This is a genomic window from Fodinicola acaciae (assembly GCF_010993745.1).
Taxonomy (GTDB): domain Bacteria; phylum Actinomycetota; class Actinomycetes; order Mycobacteriales; family HKI-0501; genus Fodinicola; species Fodinicola acaciae.
This window is the reverse complement of the sequence record NZ_WOTN01000002.1, coordinates 1,947,838-1,962,912: the sequence shown is the minus strand read 5'-3', so window position 1 is coordinate 1,962,912 and position 15,075 is coordinate 1,947,838. Positions and strand designations below refer to the sequence as shown.

At 66.0% G+C, this 15,075-nt stretch carries 13 protein-coding genes; 4 read left to right on the top strand and 9 right to left on the bottom strand.

What is annotated here, in order from left to right:
* Positions 1-4: 4 nt before the first annotated feature.
* Both GNX95_RS24495 and GNX95_RS24490 read right to left on the bottom strand, forming a co-directional pair.
* The gene (locus tag GNX95_RS24495) at positions 5-1,483 is read right to left on the bottom strand and encodes a UbiD family decarboxylase (RefSeq protein ID WP_163509718.1); all 1,479 of its coding nucleotides are present in this window, start codon (positions 1,481-1,483) and stop codon (positions 5-7) included.
* The gene (locus GNX95_RS24490) at positions 1,467-2,045 is read right to left on the bottom strand and encodes a UbiX family flavin prenyltransferase (RefSeq protein WP_222853858.1); all 579 of its coding nucleotides are present in this window, start codon (positions 2,043-2,045) and stop codon (positions 1,467-1,469) included. Before GNX95_RS24490 ends, GNX95_RS24495 begins: the two co-directional genes overlap by 17 nt.
* A 73-nt stretch (positions 2,046-2,118) precedes the next feature.
* On the opposite strand from GNX95_RS24490, the gene GNX95_RS24485 reads away from it, so the two are divergent.
* Positions 2,119-2,613: a MarR family winged helix-turn-helix transcriptional regulator gene (locus GNX95_RS24485; RefSeq protein ID WP_163509716.1), complete on the top strand. Its 495-nt coding sequence runs from the start codon at positions 2,119-2,121 to the stop codon at positions 2,611-2,613.
* Positions 2,614-2,617: 4 nt separating this feature from the next.
* Here GNX95_RS24485 and GNX95_RS24480 read toward each other — a convergent pair whose 3' ends face one another.
* From GNX95_RS24480 to GNX95_RS24455, 6 genes are all read right to left on the bottom strand, one after another.
* Positions 2,618-3,370 (bottom strand): TetR/AcrR family transcriptional regulator, encoded by a 753-nt coding sequence (locus GNX95_RS24480; protein WP_163509715.1) that lies wholly within the window; start codon positions 3,368-3,370, stop codon positions 2,618-2,620.
* Between the two features lie 8 nt (positions 3,371-3,378).
* A complete protein-coding gene (locus GNX95_RS24475; RefSeq protein WP_163509714.1) occupies positions 3,379-5,631 on the bottom strand; it encodes an ATP-binding cassette domain-containing protein in 2,253 nt (750 codons plus the stop codon).
* 76 nt (positions 5,632-5,707) lie between these two features.
* Entirely contained in the window at positions 5,708-6,418 is a 711-nt protein-coding gene (locus GNX95_RS24470) for an ABC transporter permease (RefSeq protein ID WP_246281716.1), read from the bottom strand.
* Positions 6,415-7,368, bottom strand: coding sequence for an ATP-binding cassette domain-containing protein (locus GNX95_RS24465; RefSeq protein WP_163509713.1), 954 nt, complete (start codon positions 7,366-7,368; stop codon positions 6,415-6,417). The genes GNX95_RS24470 and GNX95_RS24465 overlap by 4 nt, the downstream gene beginning before the upstream one ends.
* Positions 7,369-8,120: 752 nt before the next feature.
* A complete protein-coding gene (locus GNX95_RS24460; protein ID WP_222853857.1) occupies positions 8,121-8,660 on the bottom strand; it encodes an anthrone oxygenase family protein in 540 nt (179 codons plus the stop codon).
* Positions 8,657-10,018 (bottom strand): FAD/NAD(P)-binding protein, encoded by a 1,362-nt coding sequence (locus tag GNX95_RS24455; protein ID WP_163509712.1) that lies wholly within the window; start codon positions 10,016-10,018, stop codon positions 8,657-8,659. The genes GNX95_RS24460 and GNX95_RS24455 overlap by 4 nt, the downstream gene beginning before the upstream one ends.
* A 108-nt stretch (positions 10,019-10,126) precedes the next feature.
* On the opposite strand from GNX95_RS24455, the gene GNX95_RS24450 reads away from it, so the two are divergent.
* The 3 genes from GNX95_RS24450 to GNX95_RS24440 all read left to right on the top strand — a co-directional run bounded on the left by GNX95_RS24450 (position 10,127) and on the right by GNX95_RS24440 (position 13,741).
* Positions 10,127-10,999: an arylamine N-acetyltransferase family protein gene (locus GNX95_RS24450; protein WP_163509711.1), complete on the top strand. Its 873-nt coding sequence runs from the start codon at positions 10,127-10,129 to the stop codon at positions 10,997-10,999.
* A complete protein-coding gene (locus GNX95_RS24445) occupies positions 10,996-11,874 on the top strand; it encodes a class I SAM-dependent methyltransferase (protein ID WP_163509710.1) in 879 nt (292 codons plus the stop codon). The genes GNX95_RS24450 and GNX95_RS24445 overlap by 4 nt, the downstream gene beginning before the upstream one ends.
* Positions 11,875-12,061: 187 nt before the next feature.
* The gene (locus GNX95_RS24440; RefSeq protein WP_163509709.1) at positions 12,062-13,741 is read left to right on the top strand and encodes an ABC transporter substrate-binding protein; all 1,680 of its coding nucleotides are present in this window, start codon (positions 12,062-12,064) and stop codon (positions 13,739-13,741) included.
* Between the two features lie 61 nt (positions 13,742-13,802).
* Here GNX95_RS24440 and GNX95_RS24435 read toward each other — a convergent pair whose 3' ends face one another.
* On the bottom strand, positions 13,803-14,897 hold the full coding sequence (locus GNX95_RS24435; protein ID WP_163509708.1) for a Kelch repeat-containing protein: 1,095 nt from the start codon (positions 14,895-14,897) through the stop codon (positions 13,803-13,805).
* Positions 14,898-15,075: the final 178 nt, after the last annotated feature.

Sequence of the window (15,075 nt, the reverse complement as noted above, 5' to 3'; positions counted from 1 at the left end):
CGTATCAATAGCCATAGGCCGTCCAGTTCGCCAGCACTCGGTCGCGTACGTCCGCCGGCCAGCCGTTCTCGAAGCTGCCTTTGACCGGTCGCCTGTCGCCGTCGAACCGGTCGGCGAGCAGGCAGCTGTAGACGACCTTGCCGGCGCGATAGGTGTGCTGCTCTGTCGCGTCCAGATAAACCGAAAGCGCGGCGGTCGGCTTGTCCGGGAAATGCACCTCGCCGTGCTCGGGATGGGTACGCGTCGCGAAGGCCCACACGACCTCGTTGACATCGGTGATGTCGATGTCGTCCTCGACCAGCAACACCTTCGGCACGCCGAATCCGGCCTTGCCGGCGAAAACCACGTCACCGACCATCCGCGCCAGCTCACCGGCGTGCACGCCGAGCGTGGCGTGCCAGTCCTGCCGGACGGCGACGATCAGCCAGTGGATCGCCGACTCGTACGAGAACCACGCCGACGCCACCGGCAGTCCGGCTTTTCGCAGCTGATAAAGGATTTCCGCGGCGTGCATGGTGCCGGTGCCGGTGTGGTCCTCCTCCACCGGCGGACCGGCCGCCACCACCGGCAGGATCGCGCCGTCGCGATAGGTGATGGCGCTGACCTGGAACAGCGGTTTCGGTGAGGCGTCGAAGGCGTTGTAACCGGGATATTCGTTCATCGGCCCCTCCATCGCGGTTTCCTCGTACGCGATGTGGCCTTCGATGACGATCTCCGCGGTGGCCGGCACCAGCAGGTCGACCGTCTCGGCCGGCACCACTTCGATCCCCTCACCGAACAACGCGCCGACGAAATGGCTCTCGTCGACGCCTTCGGGCAGCGGCATCGCGCCGGCGTACGGCAGCGCCGGCTCGACGCCGAGCGCCAGCGCGATCGGCATCGGCCGGCCGAGTTTCGACCACTGCGAACGGATGATCCCCAGGTGCTGCGGCCCCGGGATGAGGCAGGCCAGCCGGTCCTTCCCGGCGATCATCATCCGATTGACCGACCAGTTGGTCCACGATCCGTCCGGTGTGCGGGCGATGTTCATGCCGTACGTCTGGATATAGCGTCCGCCGTCGTTGCCGTGGATCAGTGGCGTCGGAAAGATCTCCAGGTCGACGTCGGCGCCGCGCCGGATGTTTTCCTTGCATGGCGCCTTTTCCACCATGACCGGCGCGATCCCCGGCCGCTCTCGCGCGGCCACGATCGTCTCCATGATGTCCTGTCCGTTCGCGGTCGCCGGCAAACCCAGCGCCAACGCGATCCGCGCCAACCGGTGCTCCGGCGCGCTCAGGCCGCCCGGTGCGCCAAACACCCGGAAGCCGCTGCCGCGATATCCCCGGATGTTGCCGAAAAGCGGCGCCGGCGCGGTCAGGTCGTACGACCGCCGGATGATCGCACCGATCTCCAGCCGCCAGTCGACCTCGGCGTCGATCGGCTGGACCTCGCCGATCGACGCGAGTTCGTCGATGAACTCACGCAAACTACGCAGGTGTTTCACTCTTTTCCTTCCATCTGGCCAGGTCCGGGTCCGGGAAACCGAGCAGGTCCATTGCCCGCGCGGCGGTGTGGTCGACGATGTCGCCGACGGTCTGTGGATCGAGGTAGAAAGCCGGCACCGGCGGCATCACGACGCCGCCCGACTCGGTGACCGCGACCATGGCGCGCAGGTGGCTCATGGTCAGCGGGGTTTCGCGCACCAGCAACACCAGCGGCCGGCGTTCCTTCAGCGTCACGTCCGCGGCGCGCGTCAACAGGTTGTCGTCGTGGCAGTAGGCGATCGCCGACAGCGTACGGATCGAACACGGCGCCACCACCATGGCGTCCACCGGAAACGAGCCGCTGGCGATCGGTGCGCCGACATCGGCCGGACGATAGGAAAAATCGGCCATCGCGGCCAGGTCGCGAGCGGAGAGCCGGGTCTCGTAGGACCTGGTCTGCTGTCCGGCCGGTGTCACCACCAGATGGCTTTCCACCCCCAGTTTCCTCGCCAACTCCAACACGCGTACGCCGTAGGCGATGCCGGTCGCACCGGAAATGCCGACGACAATTCGACTGCTCATGGCCATCTAGTTTGAACTCAAACTATCTTACCACGCAAGCGTACGTCCACAGACGGCCGGTAGGCTTGCCGCCATGTCCGAGCACGACTCCATCGCGCGCGTGCTCGCCGGTTGGCGTGCCAACCGGCCCGACCTTCAGGTCGATCCGATCGCGGTCACCGCGCGGCTGGCGCGGCTGCGGACCAAGATCGGCGCCGAACTGGAGCGCGTGTTCGCCAGCCATGGCCTCACCGGACCGGGGTTCGCGGTGCTCGCCACCATCGTCCGGCTCGGCGGCCGGCCGCTGTCACAGAAGCGGCTGATGGCCGAGCTCGACCTGACCGCCGGCACCGTCAGCGTACGGATCGACCGGCTGGTCAAGGATCAGCTGGTGGTGCGCCGGCCGGATCCGGCGGACGGCCGCGGCTGCCTGGTCGAGCTCACCAAGCGCGGCAGAGCCGCTTTCGAGGCATGTGCGCCGGAACACCTGGCCAACGCGCGCAACCTGCTCGCCGGGATCACCGAGCAGCAGCGCGAACAACTCAGCCACCTGCTCGGACTTCTCTTGCAGAGCTTGGAAAAGGACTAGGGGCCTAGCCGATCAGTGCGCCGATGCCGTCGAGCACGCGCTCGAGGCCGAATTCGAAGGCGTGCTGCGGATCGTACGCGGACTGGTGCGTCTCACCGGCGGTCGTGCCGACGCGAGTCGCCACCGGAAACCGCGACGCGTCCATCACCTTGTCCAGCACCGGTTCGTGCGCGGCCCACCACTGCTGGTCGGTCAGGCCGGTCTGTTTTTCCGCCTGCACCGAGTCAACGGCGCCGCGAGCGGCTCCCTGCACATACGCCTGCACCAGCAACACGACCGAATCCATTTCCAGGTCGGTCAGGCCGATCCCCTCGACCGCGTTGAGCTGATGCTCGTACGCCTGGATGGTGTGCGGTCCCATCACCGGCCGGCTGGTCGCGTTTACCTGCAGCAGCCACGGATGCCGGCGGTGCAGCTGCCACAGGTCGTGCGCCAGCGCGGCCAGCCGGTCACGCCAGCCGGTCGCCTCGTACGCGGTGGCCAGCTCACCCATCACGCCGTCCACCATCAGGTCGATCATCTCGCCCTTTCCCGGCACATACGTGTAAAGCGACATCACCGAGACGCCGAGCTGCTCGGCCACCCGACGCATCGCCAGCGCCGCGAGACCTTCCGCGTCGGCCAGCGCGACCGCGGCCGCGGTGATCTGCGGCACCGTCAACCGCTGTTTGGGGCCGCGCGTCGGCTTGCTCCGCACACCCCACATCAGCTCCAGACTTCGCCGCGGGTCACCCGTGCCACCATGTTCGACCGCCATGCCGACCATTAACTCAGATGCCGCCGCAGGTGCGCACCTGTGTGCGAGCCGACCTGCTCGACCAGTCCGGCCGGCGGTCCACTGTAGACAACCGCACCGCCCTGGTCGCCGCCGTCCGGGCCGAGGTCCAGCACCCAGTCGGCGTACGCGATCACGTCGAGGTTGTGCTCGATCACGATCACCGACCCGCCACCGTCGACGATCTGGTCCAGCAACGCCAGCAGATGTCCGCAGTCCGACATGTGCAAGCCGGTTGTGGGCTCGTCCAGCACGAAAACCGTGCCGTCGCGGTGCAGCTGGGTCGCCAGCTTGATGCGCTGGCATTCACCGCCGGACAGCGTGCTGAGCGGCTGTCCGAGGGTCAGATAGCCGAGGCCGACATCCACCACGGCCCGCAGCCGGCGCCGGATGTCCTTGCCTTCCAAGGCATCCACCGCCTGCGCGGCGGTCAGGTCGAGTACGTCCGAAATGGACAGTCCGTTGACCGTGTAAGCCAGCACCTCGTCGGTGTAGCGCCGGCCGCCGCAGGTTTCGCACACCGACCGTACACCGTCCATGAACGCCAGGTCCGTGTAGGTGACGCCAAGACCCTGGCAGGTGTCGCACGCTCCGGCCGAGTTGAAGCTGAACAGTCCCGGACTGACTTTGTTCGTACGCGCGAAAAGCCGGCGCACCGGATCCATCACGCCGGTGTAGGTCGCCGGTGTGGAGCGGATCGACGTCGTCACCGCCGACTGGTCGACGAACACCAGGCCCGGGTGTCGCGGCACCAGCACGTCTCGGATCAACGAGCTCTTGCCGGCGCCGGCCACGCCGCTGACCACCGCCAGCACTCCGAGCGGGAGGTCGACCGTGATCGACTTCAGATTGTGCGCGTCGGCGTTGGCGATCCGCAGGTGGCCGCTCGGTTTTCTCGGCCGCGTACGCAGTGTCGGCTTGCGATCGAGGTGCTTTCCGGTCAGCGAACCACTTCGCCGCAGTGCGTCGACGCTGCCTTCGAAGACGATCTCGCCGCCGTCGGCGCCAGCACCGGGGCCAATTTCCACCACATGGTCGGCGATTCGGATCACATCCGGATCGTGCTCGACGACCAGCACCGTGTTTCCCTTGTCGCGCAAGGCAAGCAGCAGGTCGGTCAGCCGGCGTACGTCGCGCGGATGCAGGCCGATGCTCGGCTCGTCCAGGACGTACATGACATCGGTGAGGCTGCTGCCCAGGTGGCGCACCATCTTGATCCGCTGCGACTCACCGCCGGACAGCGAGCTGGTTTCGCGGTCCAGCGTGAGATATCCGAGCCCCATCGAGATCAGCTGGCCAAGCCGGCCGCGAGCCGACTCGATCAGCGGCGGCGGAGCGTCGGTCTTTTGCAGCCGCTCATCGAGCGCGACCAGGTCCAGTGCGGTCAGGTCGGCGATCGTACGTCCGCCGATCCTGGAGCTCAGCGCGTTTTCGTTGAGCCGCCGGCCTTCGCAGGACAGGCACGTGCGGGTGACGGTGAACTTCTCCAGGTTTTCCCGCTTCGCCGAGGAATCACCACCGTCCTCGCGGTTGATCGCCAGCCTGGTGAATTTCGTGATCACGCCTTCGAAAGCCGACGAGACCGACACCCCGCTCGGCGTACGCAACCTGACCTTGGCATCGGCGCCATACAGCAGCGTCTGCCACTCCTCGGGCGAATAGTCGGCGAGCCTGCGGTCGTTGTCGAAGAGGCCGGACTCCGCGTATGTCTTCCAGTACCAGCCGCCGACCGCGTACGACGGATGCAGCAGCGCGCCGTCGTTGAGCGACTTCGACCGGTCGAAGAACGCCGCCTCGTCCACCTCGACTTTCCGTCCGATGCCATGACAGTCCGGACACATGCCGGTCGGATCGTTGAAGGAGAAGGCGTTCGCATGTCCGGCGTACGGTTTTCCGGCTCTGGAGAACATCAGCCTCAGCAGCGGGTTGATGTCGGTGACCGTACCGACCGTCGACCGCGAGTTGCCGCCGAGCCGTTTCTGGTCGACGATCACCGCGGTCGACACGTTGTCGATCAGGTCGGCGTCCGGCTGACCGAGTTTGGGCAGGAACGTGCGGACAAACGGCGTGAACGTCTCGTTGAGCTGCCGCTGCGCCTCGGCGGCCACGGTGTCGAAGACCAGTGACGATTTCCCCGAGCCGGACACGCCGACAAACACGGTGAGCTTGCGTTTCGGGATCGCCAGGCTGATGTCGCGCAGGTTGTTCTCCCGTGCGCCGCGTACGACGATGTGCTCGGTCAACGGCTGAGCCTCCGGTAGGTGACGACCGACAGCGGGAAGAAGACCGCGATCAGCACGGCCGGCCAGACGACCGCCATCAGCACCGAATGCCCGGCGATCCAGGAAACCCGGCCGTACCAGGATTTCCGAACAGCAGCCGAGCGGCCGTCGCGGTCGAGGACAGCGGATTCCACTCGGCCACGACGCCGAGCCACGCCGGCATGGTCGCCGGCGAGACCATCGCGCTGGACAGGAATCCGAGCGGAAACTCCAAGGTCTGCACCGCGACGACCGCCGACTGCGACCGGAAGACCAGACCGAGGAAGATGCCGATCCAGACGAAGGCGAAGCGGAGCAACAAAAGCAGCGCGAAGGCGCCGAGCGCCGCGAGCGGTACGTGCTGCCAACGCCAGCCGATCGCCAGGCCGCAGGCCACCATCACGACGAGCGTCACCGTCGCGTACAACATGTCGGCCACGGCACGACCCGACACGACCGCGGAGGTCGCCATCGGCATCGACCGAAACCGGTCCATGATGCCGCGGCTCGCGTCCTCGGTCACCGCGATCGTCATCGTACTGATGCCGAAAACCATCGACATGACGAACATGCCCGGCATGAGGAACTGCTTGTAGTCGCCACCACCGGGCACCTGGATCGCCCCGCCGAAAAGGTACGCGAAAATCAGCACGATCATGATGTTGAAGGCAAAACTGAAGATCAGCGGATCCGGACGGCGGACCCAGTGCGACATCGCCCGCCGCGCGACGACCCAGCCGTCGGCAACGGCCCACCCCAGCGCGCTCACGCCGTCACCCGCTCTTTCTCCGTCAAAACCAGGAAAACCTCGTCCAGCGTCGGCCGGCGCAACGCCACGTCCTCGACTCCGGCACCGTCGTTTTCCAGTGTTGTCAACACAGCGCTCACCATCGCGGCTCGATCACCGACCGGTGCACCGATCCGCCGGCTGTCACGGTCCACGACCGGCTCCGCTCCAACGATCCGCGCAACCGTACGCGCCGCGCGGTCCAGGTCGGCGGCATCATGCAGCACCAGCTCGAGACGATCCGCGCCGAGCTTGGCTTTCAGCTGGTCAGGCGTGCCTTCCGCGATCATCCGGCCGGCGTCGATGACCGAGATATGGTCGGCCAGTTGGTCGGCCTCGTCCAGATACTGAGTCGTCAGCAACACGGTCGTGCCGGCCGCCGCCATCTGCCTCACGGCCTCCCACACTTCGTTGCGGCCGCGCGGATCCAGGCCAGTCGTCGGCTCGTCCAGAAACAACACCGCCGGCGTCATGATCATGCCGGCCGCCAGATCCAGCCGCCGCCGCATGCCACCGGAATACTTCCCCGCCGGCTTGTCCGCCGCGTCCGTCAGGCCAAACTGCTCCAACAACGCCTCCGCGCGGCGCTTGGACTCTCGTACGCTCAGATGGAAAAGCCGGCCAAACATCACCAGGTTCTGCCGGCCACTGAGCACCTCGTCGACCGCCGCGTGCTGGCCCACCAACCCGATCCGACTCCGCGCCCGAGCCGCCTGCCGGACAACATCGAAGCCGGCAACCTCCGCACGTCCACCGTCGAATCGCAGCAACGTGGACAAAATCCGCACCGTCGTCGTCTTGCCGGCACCGTTGGGCCCCAGCAACCCCCGCACCGTACCCGCCAGCACCGCCAGGTCGAGCCCGTCTAGCACCACCTTGTCGCCGTAGCGCTTGCGTAGTCCTTCGGCCAGAACCGCTGTCTGTGTCGCCATCTCCACCTCCGGAGTAACACTGTACATCGTACGGAGTTGTTGTTCAGGGTGGTGGGGTGCGGCGTCGTGTGTGCGGTGGGGCGGGTGCGGCTATGTGGGGTGTATTTGAAGGTGGCTGGTTTGCCCGTTGATGGGCGGGTGGGCGGGTGGGCGCCTGTTTGTTGCGTTGGGTGTGGTTCCGTTCTCCGATTGGTGCGTTGTGGAGGTGGTTGCGTCTCTTGTTTGTTGCGGTGGGTGGGTGGGTGGGTGGTTGGTTGCGTCTCTTGGTTGTTGCGTCAGGGGGTGGTTGGGCTTTTCGCCTGCGCGGCGGGCGCACCTACGCGGCGAGCGACCTCAAGGGAGGGGGCGCATGGACGCCAATCGGTGTGCATAAGGGTGCGGGTGGCGGTTTGTGGGCGGGGCTGGGTTTTCTGGGTCACGTATGGGAAGCAACCCGTCGGGATGGACGCCAAACGATCGCGCTGTGGCGGCTGACTGCGTAATACTTGTTTAACAAGACATCAAAACGGACATCTATCGCAGGCCAGCAGTCACAACAGCATTATCAGCCTCAACAGTCACACCCGTCACAGCCACCAGCGACCGGGGCGGCGTGAAAGCCTCGCTTCTTGCGTCCAACGTTAGTAACTCGACATTCACACCATCCGCCAACTTCGCAATCCAGACATTTAGCGTTACGCATGCCTGGGTCCCACATAGTGGACTTTCTCGCCACTTACTGGGAGGCTATGGCCGGCTCCGGCGGCGACGACCTACGAAGCCGTCTGACCAAACACCACCAAACCCCAGCACAACATCGCAAACCCACCAGTGCACAACAGTGTCCTGACCAGATTCCACCTCGTCCAGACCGCCTCGAACTCGCGGCGCGTACGAGCCAGGTCCTTCACGACATCGACACGACCGGCAGCCTCGAGTCGGTTGTTCAGCGGTACGTTGATCGCCATCGTCACCACAAACTGGACAATATTGAGCCCCACTCCGACGATCACCCAGACCAATACGGGCGTGCCGAGGTTGAGGAAGATGCTGACGGCGCCGAGGATCACCGAGCCGAGGAAACTGAGGAAAAACCACGGATTGATGATCGCGATGTTGATCCCCTGCATGCCGTCGACGATGGTGTGGTCGTCGGCTCGTTTGAAGCCTGGCATCACGGACACACTGTATGCGTAATATAGTCCGGCGATCAGGCCGGTGGTGATCACCGTCAGGACCAGGAATATGCCTCTGAGCACCATTTTTCCTCCTCGCGGACCGTCGCGCCCATCCCAGCGCAACCGGCCTTTCACACACCTTTCACGGCCAGCATTCGCGCGAGGTGTGCGGCCTGCGCGCGGATTTCCGGGATCGCCGTAGTTTCCCACAGGTTGCCGCGCCGCAACGAGCCAATTGTCCACAATGGACGCGATGGCTGGCCGTCGGTGCCGATGAGTTGGCCGTCGTCGGTGGTGTCCAGACCGAGCAGCTGAGGACCCGGCCGCGCGAGACCGCTGTCGAGCAGCTGGCGGACCAGCGGGTCGTCGATGCGGCGCGGGTCGTATTCCGGGCCGGCGCAGTTGACCACCGCGCCGACCTCCAGTTTGCGGCCGTTGGACAGCCACACGCGTACGCGGCCGCGCTCCTGGCTCGCGGCGACGACCTCCGCCGCGTTCACCTCCAGCTCGCCGCGATCGACCGCGGCGGCGAGCGCGGCGGCCGTCGGTGGCGGGATGCGGTGCCGGTGCGTCTCCCAGATTCGTTGGTAACTGGCCAGAAAGTCCTCGCGGTCACGGTCGGAGAAGCGTTGCCAGATGCGCGTGGTCAGCGGTCGCAGGCCGTCCATCGCCGGCCGCCAGTCGCCGGTCGCGCGGACCGACCGCGCCACGTGCCGCAGGATCACCTGTCGCACGTCCCGCAACGACGTGCCGGCCGGCATCGGCATCTCCATCGCGGCAGCCAGCGGCGTGGTGTGCGAGTGCGGCAGCAAACCGCTGCGCGAAACCGCGTAGACGGTACGTTCGCCGCGACAGGCCGAAACCGCGACGTCGCACATCGTGAGACCGGTGCCGACCAGCAGTACGTCCGCGTGCCGCGGCACCTCACGCAGCCGAGCGAAGTCCCACGGATTGTCGATCAGCAAAGGCGAACCGCGCAACGCGTCCGGGACCCAGTCGCGGTTCGGCCCGAAACCGCCGAGCGCGAGGACGACTTTCCGCGTGCGCAGGCATTCGCCGCCGGCCAGCTCGACCATCATGCCGCCCGGCACCGGATAAACACCGATCGCGCGATCGGCGATGTAGTCCAGCGACGCCGTCGAGGTGTTCAGCTTCGCCTCGGTCGCCACCTGATCGCCAAGGTAGGCCCCGAAAATCCACCTCGGCACGAATTCCAGCCGGCCGGTCTGCCGGCCACGGGACAGCAGCCAGTCCAGGAATCCATCCGGCGCGTCCGGATCCGCACTCATTTTCCCGGCCGGTACGTTCAACAAATGCGTGTCGCACATTGTCGCGTACGCCGGGCCGCGGCCGATCTCGGCTCCGGAGGTGACCAGTCCGATCCGGACCGGCCGCCGGCATGCCGCACTTTCGCGCAGCAGACGGATAGTCGCGAGCGCGCCAGAGGCACCCGCACCCACCACGACCACCGCGAATCCGTCGTCGTCAATCAATGTTCAAACCCCTCGCGACGGCCGCATCGTAATACATTCGAGTTGTCCACGATTTTGGGGTCGGATTGGACCTGTGCCAGGCCGGCCGGCTCGCCTACTGTCGGCGTTATGGATCTTGTCGAAGGATATCTGCACCGGCTCGGCCTGCCGCATCCAGGCGCGCCGAGCGTCGATGCGTTGCACACGCTGCACGCCGCGCACGTCGAACGCATCGCATACGAGGTGATCGACATCCACCTCGACCGTCCGACCTCGATCGACCGGCACGCCTCCGCCGACCGGTTCGTCCGCCGGCACCGCGGCGGATACTGCTATCACCTCAACGGCGGCTTCTCGCTTTTGCTGGAAAACCTCGGTTATGCCGTACGATGGCACCGCGCCGCCGTGCAGACCGCCGCGTATTCCGAGCCACCGGGCCCGGATTTGGCCAACCATCTGGCATTGACGGTCAGCGGGCTGCCGTCCGACGAGTGTCCCGACGGTGTGTGGCTGGTCGATGCCGGCCTCGGCGACGCCTTGCACCATCCCGTTCCGCTGCGCGCCGGCACCTACCGGCAGGGGCCGTTTTCCTATCGGCTGCGGCCATCCGAGGTCGAGGCCGGCGGTTGGCGGCTCGATCACGATCCGCGCGGCAGCTTCGTCGGCATGGACATGCGCATGTCGGCGACCGCCACGGTCGCCGATTTCGCCGCTCGGCACCACCACATGTCGACCTCGCCGGAGTCGAGTTTCGTCCGCACTTTCTGCGTACAACGGCGCGATGCCGGCGGTGTCGACATGCTGACCGGCTGTGTCTACAAGCGACACGCACCGGATCCGGTCGAGTCGCGTACGCTCGACGACCCGGTCGACTGGTTTGCCGTGCTGGCCGACGTTTTCCATCTGCCACTGACAGATCTCTCCGCCACCGATCGCACTCGGCTCTGGTCCGGCGTTTTGGCCAAACACCAGGAATGGCTGGCGGTACGCTCGTCGACATGACCGACCCGTACGCGATCGACTGGGACTCCTCGCGCGACCACCTGCGCGACAACGCGCGCAACGACGCCGACTGGAACGCGGTTGTCGCCAGCCGGCTGGTGCGTCCGACCGACCGCCTCGCCGTCGATGTCGGCTGCGGCGGCGCCGGAATGGCGATCGCAATCGCGCACGCACTGCCGACCGACGCCGCGGTCATCGCGATCGACGGCAGCGCCGAGGTGCTCGAAGGCGCAAAGGAAAACGCGCGTGCCGCGCAGCTTTCGCAGGAGCGGCTGGCATTCCGGCAGTGCGACCTGCACGGCGGCCTCACCGAGCTGCGCGCGGCGGTGACCGAGCCGGTCGACCTGGTGTGGGCCTCGGCCTCGGTCCATCACGTCGGCGACCAACAGGCCGCGATCGACCAGCTGGCCAGTCTGCTCGCCGACGACGGACGCCTCGCGCTCGCCGAAGGTGGCCTGCCACCTCGCCGCATGCCGTGGGACGTCGGCGTCGGCCGGCCGGGCCTGGAGCTGCGGCTGGACGCGGCAAACGACGAGTGGTTCGTCCAGATGCGCGGCGGTTTGCCAGGCAGCAAGCCAATGCCGTACGGCTGGACCGAGGCATTGCGCCGCGCCGGCCTGCGCGAGGTCACGACTTTCAGCGTACTGATTGAGAAACCCGCACCGCTCGACGCCAACGATCGCGCGCATGTGTTGGACAGCATCGAACACCGCGTCCAGCGCAGCGCCGACAGCGGTTCGGTCGATGCCGACGACCTGGCGAGCTGGCAGCGGCTACTGGACCGGGACGACCCGGCCTGGCTCGGTCATCGCGACGATTTGTTCCTCCTTGACGTGCGCAGCATTCATCTCGGCGCGAAGAGGTCGCGCAGGTAGGGAGCGGGCGATAGCCGACTCCCCTATCTGCGCGACCTCTTAGTAAACTCTGCCGCCGGAAAATCTCAGCAAGGTCACGATCCGGCGGCAGAAAAGTGACGACTCTTGAGCACCGGTGTGCGTTCGCGCATTCTCTGGGAACAGCCGCGGCCGGCACAACGCATTTCACCGGGAGGCGGAGTTTTCCATGCCCACAAGACCCAACCGTCGCAGGTTGCTCGCGCTTGGCGTGATCGTCGCGCTGCTCGCGAGCGCCTGCGGCACGCCGGGTGACCAGAGCGCGCCGACCGCCGGCAAACGCGGCGGCACGCTCAACCTGCTCGCGCAGTCGGAGTTCGAGCACCTCGACCCGGCGCGAAACTACGTTGCCTCGCAACAACATCTCGCGCTGCTTTACGCACCGACGCTGACCTCGTACGTCAACCGCACCGGTGTGGCCGGAAACGTCATCGCTCCGGACGCGGCCACCACCACCGGCACGCACAACGCGGACGCCTCGGTCTGGTCGTTCACCATCCGGAAGAATCTCAAATGGCAGGACGGCAAACCAGTCACCTGCGAGGACTTTCGCTACGGTGTGAACAGGTCCTTCGCGCCGACGCTGACCGACGGCCCGTCCTACCAGAAGGTGTTTCTCAAAGGCGGCGACAGCTACAAGGGGATCTACGAGCAGAAGGCCGGCATTCCTTCGGTCACCTGCACCGGCGACACGATCACCTATCAGCTGAAACAGCCGGTCGCCGACTTCAACTACACCGTCACGATGGGCATCTTCGCGGCCGTACGCGCAGACATGGACACCAAGACCAAATACGACGAGAAGCCATTCTCGTACGGCCCGTACATGATCAAGAGCCATGTCATCGGCCAGAGCCTGGTGTTGGTCCGCAACCCGTACTGGGACCAGAGTCAGGACCAGATCAGGAAAAACCTGCCGGACACCTTCAACATCCAGTTCGGCCAGGACGCCACGGTGATCAACGACCGGCTGATCAACGACCGCGGCCCGGACCAGCAGGCGATCACCTTCGGCAACACCCAGGTGCAGGCGCAACAGGCCGAGCAGGTGTTCGGCAGTCCGCAGCTGCGCAAACGCACGGTCAGCGGGCTTTCCGGCTTTGTCTGGTATCTGGCCATCAACACCAAGAAAGTGCCGGATCTCAAGTGCCGGCAGGCCTATCAGTACGTGATGAACAAGCGGACGTATCTGCTCGCCTTCGGCGGACCGCGCTTCGGTGACTACGCCACCACGATCGTCGCACCGACTTTGACGGCATACCGGAAGATCGACCCGTACGGCCTGGCCAGCAAACCGGAAGGTGACGTGGCGAAGGCACAACAGGCACTGGCCGCCGCGGCGACCTGTCCGCGTACGGTGAAACTCGACTATTCGCAGACTCCGACCACCGACCGGATGGCCGCCGCGATTCGTGAGGCATTCGGCCGGATCGGTGTCACCGTCGTCCCCAACCCGATCCCCCGCAAGCAGTTCTACGCAACGGCCGGCCGTTCCGAAGAGGAGCACGAGTTGGTCTACGCCGGTTGGGGTGCCGACTGGTCCTCCGGTGCCGCCGTGCTCGGGCCGCTCTTCGACGGCAAGCAGATCGCCAAGACCGGCAACCAGAATTACGCGCAGCTCAACGATCCGGCCATCAACGAGGCCATCTACGCCGCGCAACGCGAGACCAACTTCGACAAGGCGCAGCCGATGTGGGCCGCGATCGACGAGAAGGTCCAGCAGGCCAGCGCGATCATCCCGCTGCGCTACGAAAAGGCGGTATACATCGTCGGATCGAAGGTGACCGGCGCGCAAATGCACGCTGTCTACAGCGATATCAGTCTGCTGAACGTCGGCGTTCAACCATAGGGACGGGGCAAGCGGCTGGTCTCCACTACGCATCCCCCTGGAGACCAGCCGCTTTTCTCCACTACGGCGTGAAAACGTAGGTGTTCTTGTTCCACACCTGACCGGGACCGGTGCCGCCGGGACACGAGAAGTCCCAGCCGGACACCAGATAGAGACGACCGTTGATCACACCGGCGGCGTGCCGCTTGATCCGCGGCATCGGCTCACCGGCCGGCTTGAGCTGGTCCCAGGTCCTGCTGGTCAGGTCGAAGCGCCAGAGCTCGTTCGTCGGATTCTGCGGGAAAGGCGCGCCACAACCGGCGCTGCCGCCGGGCACATCGCCACCTTGCAGGTAAAGTCCGCCACCGAGCACGCCGGCCGCGCCGTAATTGCGCGCCGGAGTGATGTCGCCGACGGCCGGCGTGACCTCGGTCCATCGCTGCCGCAGCACATCAAACTGCCAGGTGTCGGCCAACACCGGAAACCCCTGCGCCGGATCGCCTTCGCCACCATAGAAAGTCAGCTGGTTGTTCACCGCGACCGGACCGGCCTGCGCCGCGTGCCGCGTCGGCGGGTTGCCGGCGGCGCCGTTTGGCAGCACCTCCTGCCATTTGTTCGTCGCGATGTCGTACGACCAGAGGTCGTTGCGGGTGGCGAAATCGGCGCCGATGCCGCCGAAGACATAGAGCTTGCCGCCGGCCGACCACATCGTCGCACCGGACCGGCCGACCGGGCCGCTGGCGAGTTTTGTCCACACTCGACCGGAAAGCGACCACAGATCGTCGAACGCGTGGAAGTCCCCGCCCTGGTCGTTGTACGTCGATCCGCCGAAAACGTAGAATCTCGCGTCCGGCGTGGTGGCACTCGCGGCGAAAGCCCGACCGGCCGGCCCACCGGCGCTGGTCGGCTGGATCTGCCTCCACTGGCTCGCACGCACGTCGAGGACGTACGCGTCGTTGTAGAAAGTGTTGGTGCCGGTGGTGAAATCGTCCTTCACGCCACCGAAAACGTAGAGCCAGTTGTTGCTCGCTCCCGCGACCGCCGGCACGGACCGCTCGCTGGGTCCGACGCCGGTCGTCACCAGCGTTTTCCAGGTGCCGCTGCCGGTGGCGTGCGCGGCCGTTGGACTGATGAGTAAGCCAAGGAGGACGACAAGGACGAGACCAATTCTGCGCATGGTGGCACCACCCGGTGATTCGGTCGACGACGGCGGGCCATAGGTTAACCGAGACATCGTTGGCCCTGACCGGCCGGCAGCGGCCACGCCGCGCGATGTCCAGGCGGGCGTATGTTGCGCTACAACTCAATGCCGGCCGTCAGCGTCGGCCACGGCGGCCATGGACGCGTTCCTTTGT